The 10,861-nt window shown below is 57.1% G+C and carries 9 protein-coding genes and 1 tRNA gene; 9 read left to right on the forward strand and 1 reads right to left on the reverse strand.

The window, feature by feature from the left end:
- The 4 genes from J7413_RS01375 to J7413_RS01390 are packed head-to-tail and all read left to right on the forward strand — an operon-like array spanning nucleotide 1 to nucleotide 4,831.
- On the forward strand, nucleotides 1-1,518 hold the full coding sequence (locus tag J7413_RS01375; protein WP_209095686.1) for an ABC transporter ATP-binding protein: 1,518 nt from the start codon (nucleotides 1-3) through the stop codon (nucleotides 1,516-1,518).
- The gene (locus J7413_RS01380; protein WP_348538719.1) at nucleotides 1,518-2,591 is read left to right on the forward strand and encodes an ABC transporter permease; all 1,074 of its coding nucleotides are present in this window, start codon (nucleotides 1,518-1,520) and stop codon (nucleotides 2,589-2,591) included. The genes J7413_RS01375 and J7413_RS01380 overlap by 1 nt, the downstream gene beginning before the upstream one ends.
- Nucleotides 2,591-3,532: an ABC transporter permease gene (locus J7413_RS01385; RefSeq protein WP_209096715.1), complete on the forward strand. Its 942-nt coding sequence runs from the start codon at nucleotides 2,591-2,593 to the stop codon at nucleotides 3,530-3,532. Before J7413_RS01380 ends, J7413_RS01385 begins: the two co-directional genes overlap by 1 nt.
- 9 nt (nucleotides 3,533-3,541) lie before the next feature.
- Nucleotides 3,542-4,831, forward strand: coding sequence for an amidohydrolase family protein (locus J7413_RS01390; RefSeq protein ID WP_209095688.1), 1,290 nt, complete (start codon nucleotides 3,542-3,544; stop codon nucleotides 4,829-4,831).
- A 108-nt stretch (nucleotides 4,832-4,939) separates the two neighbouring features.
- Here J7413_RS01390 and J7413_RS01395 read toward each other — a convergent pair.
- Nucleotides 4,940-5,014 (reverse strand) — tRNA-Asn (locus J7413_RS01395).
- A 264-nt stretch (nucleotides 5,015-5,278) separates the two neighbouring features.
- Here J7413_RS01395 and J7413_RS01400 point away from each other — a divergent pair.
- From J7413_RS01400 to J7413_RS01420, 5 genes are all read left to right on the forward strand, one after another.
- Nucleotides 5,279-5,833 (forward strand): sigma-70 family RNA polymerase sigma factor, encoded by a 555-nt coding sequence (locus tag J7413_RS01400; protein ID WP_209095689.1) that lies wholly within the window; start codon nucleotides 5,279-5,281, stop codon nucleotides 5,831-5,833.
- A gap of 63 nt (nucleotides 5,834-5,896) precedes the next feature.
- Entirely contained in the window at nucleotides 5,897-6,493 is a 597-nt protein-coding gene (locus J7413_RS01405; RefSeq protein WP_209095690.1) for a hypothetical protein, read from the forward strand.
- A gap of 33 nt (nucleotides 6,494-6,526) precedes the next feature.
- Complete coding sequence (locus tag J7413_RS01410; RefSeq protein ID WP_209095693.1) at nucleotides 6,527-7,666, forward strand: S8 family serine peptidase; 1,140 nt, start codon at nucleotides 6,527-6,529, stop codon at nucleotides 7,664-7,666.
- Nucleotides 7,667-8,142: 476 nt separating this feature from the next.
- Nucleotides 8,143-9,495: an extracellular solute-binding protein gene (locus J7413_RS01415; protein ID WP_209095695.1), complete on the forward strand. Its 1,353-nt coding sequence runs from the start codon at nucleotides 8,143-8,145 to the stop codon at nucleotides 9,493-9,495.
- Nucleotides 9,496-9,558: 63 nt separating this feature from the next.
- On the forward strand, nucleotides 9,559-10,860 hold the full coding sequence (locus J7413_RS01420) for a sugar ABC transporter permease (protein WP_209095697.1): 1,302 nt from the start codon (nucleotides 9,559-9,561) through the stop codon (nucleotides 10,858-10,860).
- Nucleotide 10,861: the final 1 nt, after the last annotated feature.

Here is a 10,861-nt window from a genome sequence, read left to right on the forward strand (position 1 = left end):
ATGACACAGACAACTGTTCTATCCCTTAAAGGGCTCTCCAAGCGTTTTGGCTCGGTTGTGGCCAACAACGATGTGAGCCTTGATCTCCACCAGGGCGAAGTGCTCGCGTTGTTGGGGGAAAATGGCGCTGGCAAAACCACGCTCATGAATATGCTCTTCGGCCACTACTTGCCGGACAGTGGCGCCATAGATGTGCGCAATGAAATTGGCATGATTGAGCCTCTGACGCTTGGCCACCCGCAGGCCGCGCTTTCGGCGGGCATTGGCATGGTGCACCAGCACTTTACATTGGCTGAAAACCTGAATGCGCTCGACAATATTGTGCTGGGTTCAGAACCTCTGTGGCGGTTGCGCCGTAACAGATCTGCTGCGCTTCGCAAGATCGAAAAGATTATGTCTGACACTGGCTTGCAAGTCGCGTTGGACGTGCCCGTTGGGCGATTGTCCGTGGGGGAGCGGCAGCGTGTTGAGATCCTGAAAGCGCTCTATCGCGATGTGCGCATTCTGGTGCTGGACGAGCCAACAGCCGTGTTGACGCCTCAGGAGGCAGACACGCTTTTTGAGAACATAGGCGCGATGACGAAGCGCGGTTTGTCTGTGATCTTTATTTCGCACAAACTGCGGGAAGTTTTGGCGTTTTCCCATCGGATCGCAGTGCTGCGCCACGGCGTGAAAGTGGGCGAGATCGCCACCAAAGACGCAGATGAACGCAGCATTGCACGCATGATGGTGGGCGCAGATACACCCGAAACGCAGCGTGAAGAGATGGCGCCCGGTGCGCCAATCATGACGCTTGAAAACGTGTCTGTGACCGGGCGCTCTAAACGGGACAGCCTGACAGATGTGAGCTTTCAGGTCGCGCGACATGAAATCCTGGGCATCGCAGGCGTTTCGGGCAACGGCCAGAGCGCGCTTGCTGGGTTGATTTCTGGATTGAATGTACCGAGCAGTGGGATTTTCAAGATCGACGGCGACGCCATTTCCCACGCAAACCCTGCGACAATGATCAAAGCGGGCGTGGGACGGATCCCGGAAGATCGGCATCATGATGGGATTGTCGGCTCTATGAGTGTGGCCGAGAACATGGTGATTGAGCGGCTCCAAGACCCGGAGGTGCAGTCGGGCGGCATCCTGAAACGTGAAGCGATTTCTGAAAACGCGGCAAGGCTTACCGAAGCCTATGATGTCCGGGGGCCAGGTGTGACCGCACGGGCCAGATTGCTGTCTGGTGGCAATATTCAGAAGCTTATTCTTGCGCGGGTGTTTGAGCAGTCCCCAAAACTCATTCTCGCCAATCAACCCACGCGTGGCCTCGATATGGGGGCCGCGGCAGAGGTGGCCCGTCGCCTGCTGGACGCCCGTATACAGGGCGCAGGGGTGGTGCTGATCTCTGAGGATCTGGACGAACTGCTCGGTCTGTCTGACCGCATCATGGTGATCCATGATGGGGAGTTGATCGAGGCGCACACAAGAGACCGAGAGGAAATCGGCCTGATGATGGCAGGAGAACACGCATGATCCGCATCGAGCCCCGCAGCGCGCCCTCGCGCGCGCTCACTTTGGGCATTCCCGTCCTTTCAGCGCTGATTGCCCTCGTGCTGGCGGCGGTGCCGTTGGCTTTTGCGGGCGCCAATATATCAACCGCCTATGTCGAGATGTTTCGCGGGGTGTTTGGCTCGACCTTTGCGTTCACTGAGATGCTGACCCGCGCTACGCCTTTGATTTTCACGGGGCTTGCGGCTGCGCTCGCGTTTCGCGCACGTCTCTGGAACATCGGTGCAGAAGGCCAGCTGTACCTTGGCGCCATGGCCGCAGTGGCCGTGGGTGCAGGTTTTCTGGATGTGCCCGCCATTGTGTTGGTTCCGACCATCATCCTCTGCGGCTGTGCTGCGGGGGCGGCAGGTATGGTGGCGTCCACCGCGCTGAAGACCCGTTTTGGCGCAGATGAGGTGGTGACGACTTTGCTGTTGAACTTCATCATATTGATTTTCCTGCAATATATGCTGGAAGGACCGTTGCAGGATCCGATGGGGCTGGGCTGGCCGCAAAGCGCGCCGATCCTAGATCAGGGCATGTTGCCGCCGCTTATGGAGCGTATGCGCGTTCACAGCGGGCTGATCATCGCGCTGGTCTGCGCGGTGGTGGCGCAGTTCATGCTCACGCGGTCGGTCTGGGGCTTCAAACTGCGCGCTGTTGGAGAAAACGCCGCCGCCGCGCGCCATGCGGGCATTCCGGTGAACCGTACCATGATGAGCGTGGCGATTGTCTCTGGCGCACTGGCGGGCATGGCGGGGGTGAGCGAAGTGGCGGGGCTGAAAGGCTATCTGACCGCGGATCTCTCTCCGGGTTTTGGCTACACGGGGATCGTGGTGGCTATGCTCGCAGGCCTGTCCCCTGTTGGGGTGGTGATCTCTGCTTTGTTCATTGCGTCGGTCTTTGTTGGGGCAGATTCCATGAGCCGCGCCATGGGCGTGTCATCCTATCTGGCAGACCTTGTGGTCGCCATGTCGCTGTTGTGCGTTCTGATCGGAGGCTTCTTTGCCCGTTTCCGCCTTGCTCGTGTGGCCCCTGCGAAAGGAGAGGTCGCATGATGGATATTCTGAATATCTTGCTGAGCGAGAGCTTCTGGGCGGCCTCACTGCGGATTGCCACGCCGCTGATCTTTGGGGTGCTGGGCGCGCTGCTTTGTGAGAAATCGGGCGTGCTCAATCTCGGCATCGAAGGCATCTTTGTCGCCGGAGCCATGTCTGGTTGGATGGCTGTCTGGCTCGGTGCCGGGCTTTGGGGTGGTGTTCTTGTCGCAGCAGGCGCTGGGGCATTTTTTGGGCTGATCCATGCTTTGCTAACTGTGCCACTGGGCCTCAGCCAACACGTTTCCGGCCTAGGGGTCACGCTCTTTGCCACCTCGGTGAGCTATTTCACCTATCGCACGGCGTTGCCAAATGTCTCCTCACCGCCACGGATTGAACCTTTTCGTGCGCTGGATGTCCCGGTGCTGTCAGACATTCCCTTTCTTGGGCCGGTGCTCTTTCAACAGACCGCGCTGACCTGGCTGGCGCTGCTGATGGTGGTGGTGATCTGGTATGTGCTGTATCGCACCCCGCTGGGCGTGGCGATTCAAGCGGTGGGTGACAATCCAGACAGTGTGGATGCACAGGGGCTTTCCGTTTACGGGCTGCGCATCGGCGCGGTTGTGGCGGGGTCTGCGCTGATGGCTTTGGGCGGTGCTTTTCTGACCATGTCGGCGTTTGATGCGTTTTTCTTTGGCATGGTGAATGGGCGCGGTTGGATCTGTATTGCGCTGGTGATCTTTGCCAGCTGGCGACCGGGCAAAGCTCTGCTGGGGGCATTGCTGTTCGGTGCCTTTGACGCGCTACAGGTGCGACTGCAGACTGAAGTGGGTGCCGTGATCCCCAGTCAGGCCTTCCTTGCAGCACCCTATGTGCTTTCCATTTTCGCTCTTGTTGTGGCCGCTCGTCGCGCCGACTATCCGCGCGCGCTGTTGTCGCCGTGGTTCAAGGGCCAACGTTAAGGATCAGACATGTTTGATTTGATTGTCAAAAACGCCACCTTGCCTGATGGGCGCAAGCGGCTGGATATTGCGGTAAAAGATGGCGTGATCGCGGCTGTAGAGGCAGGGATCACGGCAGATGCCAAAGAGATGATTGACGCCGAAGGCCACCTTGTGGCGCCGCCGTTTGTAGATCCGCATTTTCATATGGACGCAACGCTGTCCCTTGGCACGCCCCGTATGAATGTCTCTGGCACGCTGCTGGAAGGCATCGCGCTGTGGGGAGAGCTCAAACCGATTCAGAGCGTGGATGATATTGTCGCCCGCGCACTGCGCTATTGCGATTTGGCGGTCTCCATGGGGCTGGGCGCGATCCGCACGCATGTCGACACCTGCGATGATGAGCTCAAAGGCGTGCAGGCGCTTCTGGAGGTGCGTGAGCAGGTCAAAGACTACATTGATCTGCAGCTTGTGGCCTTCCCGCAGGATGGCGTGCTGCGGGACCCAACGGCAATGGCCAATACGGTGCGCGCACTTGATATGGGCGTGGATGTGGTCGGCGGTATTCCGCATTTCGAGCGCACCATGGCAGATGGCGCAGAGTCCGTTCGCCAGCTGTGTGAAATTGCGGCTGATCGTGGCCTGATGGTGGATATGCATTGTGATGAAAGTGACGATCCGCACAGCCGACATATTGAGACGCTGGCCTATGAAACCCAGCGGCTTGGATTGCAGGGCAGGGTGGCGGGTTCGCATCTGACCTCGATGCATTCTATGGACAACTACTATGTCTCAAAGCTCATTCCTCTGATGGTGGAGGCGGGTGTGCATGCCATTCCCAACCCGCTGATCAACATCATGCTGCAGGGGCGTCACGACAGCTATCCCAAGCGGCGCGGCCAGACCCGCGTGCGCGAGCTGCGTGATGCCGGTATCACTGTTGGCTTTGGCTCTGATTGTGTGATGGATCCGTGGTATTCACTGGGCAAGGCTGACATGCTGGATGTGGCTTTCATGGGGCTGCACGTGGGGCAGCTATCGAGCCGTGAGGACATGGCGTGGTGTTTTGAGGCGGTCACAACCAATTCCGCTAAAATTATGGGGCTTGAGGGTTATGGCATCGCACCGGGCTGTCAGGCAAACATGGTGCTTTTGCAGGCGCAGGATCCAATCGAAGCGATCCGTCTGCGCGCCAATCGCCTGTCCGTGATCAGAGGTGGACGCGTGATTGCAAGCAACCAACCGCAGATCGCACAACTCGCATTGCCCGGGCGCCCGTCAGAGGTGGATCCCGCGAGCTATGCGCCTTCTACAGACTAAATCCAACTGCCAGACGCCTGAGGTCACCCTTTCGGCGTCTGGTCGCGGAAGGGTCATGGCGACACAAACAAAAAAGCCCTCAGGTCGTTGAGACCTAAGGGCTTTTTATGGCTCCGGCGGTAGGGATCGAACCTACGACCAATTGATTAACAGTCAACTGCTCTACCGCTGAGCTACGCCGGAACATCTACATCTGCGAAAGTGCTTCAGCAGATGTGGGGCGGTATAGCTATGGTTTTCGGGGACGTCCAGAGGCTGTTTGCAGAAAATGTAATTTTCTTCAGCCTTCGCATTTTGGCTACATGATGCGCTCTCACGCAAGAGTGATCTGTGACTGCATGTTTCAAAGCCCTGAAGGGCCGCCAGACCGTTGCGTACGGTTGACAGCACAGCCTTGGGTGGAAGAGGCTGCGGGCGTTTTTACTGCAATGTCGCCACAGGGGCATCATGACGACCGCCAGAGACCCGGATCGAGATCAAGCACTAATGGCGCGTGTCACAAATGGTGATGTGAAGGCCATGCGCGCGCTTTATGAGAGCCATTCCGAGGCGGTCTGGCGGTTTGTGCGCAGCCGCCTGCGTGATGAGTTTGAGGCCAATGACATTGTTCACGAAACGATGCTGACCGTCTGGCGCACGGCAGAGCGATATCAGGGCCGGGCTTCGCTTCGGTCATGGATGCTCTCAATCGCCCGCAACAAGATTGTGGATCACCTGCGCAAACATGGACGTGTTGATCTGCGAGAGGCAGACACCACTGTCCCCGATGACACGCCGAATGCCGAAATTATCGTTGCTGCGGCTCAGGATGCCGCGCGTCTGCGTGTCTGTATCGAAAAGCTCGGCCAACATCAGCGTGCGGCCATCCATTTGGCTTATTTTGAAGAGCTGACCTATGATGAAATTGCCACCGTCGAGCAGGTGCCTGCCGGAACTGTAAAGTCGCGCATATTTCATGCCAAACAGCTGTTGATGCGGTGTCTCACAAGAGGGGCGAAATGATTTTGAACCTTTGGGAGCGGTCCGCCGACCTATGGCAAGGTTGGCAAAAGCACGAGGTGACCGATGAGTGACACTTGGGAACACGCCTACAGCGACGAGCAATTGGACGCCTACGTCCGAGGGCAAGCCGGTGACACACTGACACAAGCGATAGAACGCGACATGGCGGTGACACCGGCCTTGCGAGCTGAGATCGCGCTGTTGCGTGGCATAAGACCCGCTTTGGAGAAGGCGGCGCCGGTTTCGCCACCGGGAGAGCTAGGCTGGCGACGCTTGGAAGCGGCTATGTCGGATGCGCCGCAAGAGCGTTTGCTTCAAAATCGCGCCACACCAAATTATTGGCGCGTTGCTGCCATAGCCCTGGGAGTCGCTGTGATCGCACAGGGTGCGCTGCTGCTCATGCCCAAAGTGGCACCGCAGGAGGCGCGTTTTCACACCGCATCGCAGGCAGGCGAAGGCTTTGAATTGGCCGTAGCTTTTGAACCAGATGCACAAATCGCAACCGTGGCGACGCTTCTGGCAACTGCCGGTGCGCAAATTGTTGATGGCCCAAGTGCTGCAGGACTTTATCGAATAAGGTTTGAAACGGCAGAGTCGTGGGAGGCAGGCAAAGCATTGCTCGACGCGGCGCTGGCTGTGTCCTTTGTGGCGCAGCCCTAGTGTGTGGCGAAGCGCCGTGATGAGGTGACAAATATGTCAAAAGCGTTTGGTTTTCTTCTTGGGGTGTTTCTGCTGGTCGCCTGTGCTGCGCAGCAGCCAGCCAAAGTTGCGCGCGCCGATGTGCGCGACCAAAGTGAGCTCATCGTGTTGGTGGCAGAGTCACCTGACACTTTGATCGAACGGGCCGAAACCTTAGGGTATGTCACGCGATCGGTGCGCCAGCTTGAGGCATTGGGGGATGTCCTTGTGTCACTGACGATTCCGGAGGGGCTCACCATCCCGGATGCCATTGAGCAGATAGAAGCGGCCGTGCCGGGTGTTACCGCAGGGGCGCATCATCTTTATCGTCTGCAGGCGAGCCCGTTTGCGCCCGGTGGCACAACCTATGCAAATGCGCTGATTGGGTGGCCAGAAGCGGGCTGTCAGGCTGTTCAGCGTGTTGGGATGATTGATGCGGCTCTGCCTGCGCAGCACCCATTGCTTGGCAACGGTCTGATCAGGCAGAAAGCGTTCGCCACGGTCGGGCAGGGCGTTGTGTCAGATCATGGGGCGCAAATGGCGGAGCTTTTGGTCGGGGACGGCCGGCTCACCGATGCGACGCTTTTCAGCGCGGGCGTTGTGGAGAGTTCTGTTTCAGACGAGGCCACCGCCGGTGTGACGGCGATTCTGCAAGCGGTGAACTGGCTGGCGACACAAGATGTTGGCGTGGTGAACATCAGCCTCGCGGGGCCGCGCAACAAGCTGCTCAATCGAGGCATGGGGCGGGCCGCTGACGATGGGATGGTCTTTGTGGCCGCTGCAGGCAATCAAGGTGCATCGGCGCCACCGCAATACCCCGCAGCTTTTCCCTTTGTGCTGGCTGTGACGGCGCTGGATCAAGACCTGAAGGTTTATAGCAAGGCGGTGCGTGGCGATCATATTGATGTGGCCGCACCGGGAGTTGATATTGTCCTTCACGATGACACCGGTCCGCGCATACTTTCCGGCACGTCTGCCGCAACACCCTTTGTGACCGCTGCTGTGGCCGCCAACAAAAACTGGGTCGCCTATAGCGCTGAAGAAATGCGTGCAGATCTTTCATCGGTGACGCGAGACATTGGCGCATCGGGCAAAGATCGCGTTTTTGGAGAAGGTATGATACAGACGCCAGATTCTTGCCAAGCTCTGCAATAACGGCCTGTCACCACGCTGCAGCTGACGTGAAATCGCGGCAAAACAGTGTTTTTAGAATGCGATTGTGCTTGCCGATTTAGAAGCAGGGCAAACCGAACATCCAGCGCGAATGAGGGCAGGGATGTTTTTCTTTTACGTGTGCCTCTTTGGGTCTTTGAAGCCCCTTCATAGTGTGGCAAGTGCTGCCTTGGGCGTGTTGCGAGAGAATTTGCGCGGCTCCGTTTTCTCAGAATTTGTGAATTTTTGTTGACACAAATGCACACGTGTTCATTTATGGCGCTGGGAGGAGTTGTGTCACATGATTTGTGAGCCTGTGAATATATCGGCAATTTCAGCTATTTTGCGGCTTAAGTGTCCTGATCAATTTTTTCTGGAAAAATACAGACCTTTCACACAGGTGACACAAACCCAACTTAGAGAGCTTTTTGCACACGTGTGCGAAAGTTTGATGCGGGATGAAATCAGGGGAGTACCTAATGACCGTTTCCAAATTTAAAGGCGCCTTTGCCGCGCTTATGTTGAGCGCTGCCGCGGTTCCGGCATTGGCTGAAGATGTGAACATCGTTGTTTGGGCTGGCGGCTCTAATGACGCGGATGCTTACCGGATCACAGCGATTGAACTCGCGGCAGATATGCTGGAGCGTGAAGCGGCGATTGAAGGGCGTGAGCTCAACATTACCGTAGAAGGCAAACGTGATTTTGGCGGCTGGGAAGAGTTCAAACAAGGAGTGACCCTGGCGGCAGAAGCCGGCACCGCGCCAAACATCGTCGTCACAAGCCACCTCGACATCGCACCATGGAGCCAAGCAGGCTACATTGTGCCAACCGAAGACTATCTGGATTTCGACGCCTGGCCGCTGAACGACATCTATCCGAACCTTCTCGAAATCGCGGCATATAACGGCATCCAGTGGGGCATCCCACAGGACGCAGAGAGCCGTCCGTTCTTCTTCTGGAAAGACACCATGCGTGGCATCGGCTATTCCGATGCAGATATCGCAGCGCTGCCAGCCAAAATCGAAGCCGGTGAATATACCCTGCAAAACGTGCTGGAAGACGCTAAGAAAGCGGTTGAAATGGGCCTCGTAGAAGAGGGCTATGGTTTCTATCCACGTCCATCCAATGGTCCGGACTATGCGCAGTTCTACCAATCCTTTGGTGGCGTGCTTCAGGATCCGGAAACCGGCAAGCTCGTGCTCGACAAAGCTGCCATGGAAGCCTTCTATCAGTTCTTCGCAGATGCTGTTGATGCGGGTATCACACGTAAAAACCACCTCGGCACAGATTGGGGCCAGTGGTACAGCGAAGTGGCCAACGGCAAAGCTGCAACCTGGCACGGCGGCACCTGGCACTATGCGCGTTACACTGGCAAAGAAGGCAACGAAGACTTCTTTGGCACCATTGAATTTGGTCTGATCCCAGCGGGCAACGACAACGGCCGCGCCAACACCATCACGCACCCTCTGGTGTATCTGGTGACCGATCAGCAAAACGATGATCACGAAGATATCGCCGCACAGCTGGTGAAAATCGCTTCTGAACCACGCATGAACTCGCTGCACGCGATCCAGTCTGCACACCTTGGCATTTCCAAACAGCAGTCCAACATCGAGATCTATTCCAACGATCGTTGGGCCTCTGAGGCAACCGAGCGTCTGCTTGGTACAGCAAATGCTCAGCCAAACAATCTGGACTACGGCGCCTTCTCTGAAGCGATGTTCAAAGGTCTGGAAGCCGCTTGGACAGGTGTCAAATCCCCAGCAGATGCTGTTACAGAGCTGGAAAGCGAACTGACTGCGAAACTCGGCGACAACCTGATCGTCAAATAAATCAAACCTTGATCGGGGCGGCGTTTGCGGCCCCGATCCCTGACTATTTTTTCGGAGCCGACCATGCCACGCTTCAATGCGCTTGGGTTTGGATTTCTTGCGCCTGCACTGATTGTTGTTGCGCTGTTTTTCCTTGCCCCGGTCATCCTCACGGTGTTCTTCGCCTTTACCAATATGTCCACCTCGACGGGCATCACCGGCGGGGACTACCTGCTGTCTCAATCTGACCTGCGCGGGGTGAAAGCCAGTGGCGTGTCTGACGAAACCTATGACGCGCTCGAAAATGCGGGCTATCTGGTGGATGACGCCGGCCTCGCACGCCTCGCAGAAGCCCGTGATCAGGCAACGGCAGACGAACTCGCAGCCTTGCACAGCGGCGCAAAATTCGATGCACGCCGGGATATGGAGCGCGCGCTGAAGGATCTGCGTGACAATCGCATCAGGTCCACGCGTGATCGAAAAGCCCTCGCAGAGCTTTTCAAGACGAGTGTGATGGATGAGCGGTTTGGCAGCGAGGCGGCCTTCCGCACCGCTCTGGACGGTGTTGGCATTCCTCAGGCAGATCAGGACATACTGGTCAAAGAAGCCTACACAGGCTGGGTCTGGACCACAGAGAACATGAAACTTTTGTTCTCGCTCGACAGCTCTTACCGCTATGCGATGAACACGGTGATCTACGTTACGTTGACCCTTGGCTTCAACGTGGGCTTTGGTCTGTTTCTTGCGATTTCAACCTTTTACCTCTCTCCGGGTATGGCGGCGACGTTCCGCACGATCTGGTTTCTGCCGCGTATTTTGCCGCCCGTCCTCTATGTGCTGATGTGGAAGTGGTTCACTTGGGACACAGGGTTTTTGGCAACCATCACGGGCTACCTTGGCATAGCACCGCGCAACTGGATGCTAGACACTGCCACCAACGCATGGGTCGTTGTGATCCTGATCAACGGGTTTGTGGGCGCGTCCCTTGGCATGATCCTGTTTTCCTCCGCGATTAAGGCAATCCCGTCCTCGATGCTTTACGCATCAGAGGTGGATGGAGCCAACCGCTGGCAACAGGTGCGCTATATCATCCTGCCGCAACTGCGCTGGCCGATCCTGTTCACAACCTCATACCAGACGCTCTCTTTGCTGACGTCCTTTGAATATATCTTGCTCTCCACCGACGGTGGGCCGGGACGTGCAACAGAGGTTTGGGCATTGGCGGCTTACCATACGGCGCTGAACAACTATGGCGGCAACCTGCAATATGGGTTTGGTGCAGCCTACGCCTTGATCCTCGTGATCATCGGCATTGCAGCCAGCCTGCTGTACCTGCGCTTCTTCAACTTCAAAGAGCTTGTCACCAAGCCGCGGATCGAGGGGTAAG

The organism is Shimia sp. R10_1, assembly GCF_017744095.1.
Classification (GTDB): Bacteria; Pseudomonadota; Alphaproteobacteria; order Rhodobacterales; family Rhodobacteraceae; genus Shimia.

What these genes read in the sequence shown, in the direction of transcription:
- J7413_RS01410 (WP_209095693.1), top strand. Translation starts at nt 6,527, where the DNA reads ATGTCAAAAGCGTTTGGTTTTCTTCTTGGGGTGTTTCTGCTGGTCGCC.
- J7413_RS01400 (WP_209095689.1), top strand. Translation starts at nt 5,279, where the DNA reads ATGACGACCGCCAGAGACCCGGATCGAGATCAAGCACTAATGGCGCGT.
- J7413_RS01415 (WP_209095695.1), top strand. Translation starts at nt 8,143, where the DNA reads ATGACCGTTTCCAAATTTAAAGGCGCCTTTGCCGCGCTTATGTTGAGC.
- J7413_RS01390 (WP_209095688.1), top strand. Translation starts at nt 3,542, where the DNA reads ATGTTTGATTTGATTGTCAAAAACGCCACCTTGCCTGATGGGCGCAAG.
- J7413_RS01420 (WP_209095697.1), top strand. Translation starts at nt 9,559, where the DNA reads ATGCCACGCTTCAATGCGCTTGGGTTTGGATTTCTTGCGCCTGCACTG.
- J7413_RS01405 (WP_209095690.1), top strand. Translation starts at nt 5,897, where the DNA reads ATGAGTGACACTTGGGAACACGCCTACAGCGACGAGCAATTGGACGCC.
- J7413_RS01385 (WP_209096715.1), top strand. Translation starts at nt 2,591, where the DNA reads ATGGATATTCTGAATATCTTGCTGAGCGAGAGCTTCTGGGCGGCCTCA.
- J7413_RS01375 (WP_209095686.1), top strand. Translation starts at nt 1, where the DNA reads ATGACACAGACAACTGTTCTATCCCTTAAAGGGCTCTCCAAGCGTTTT.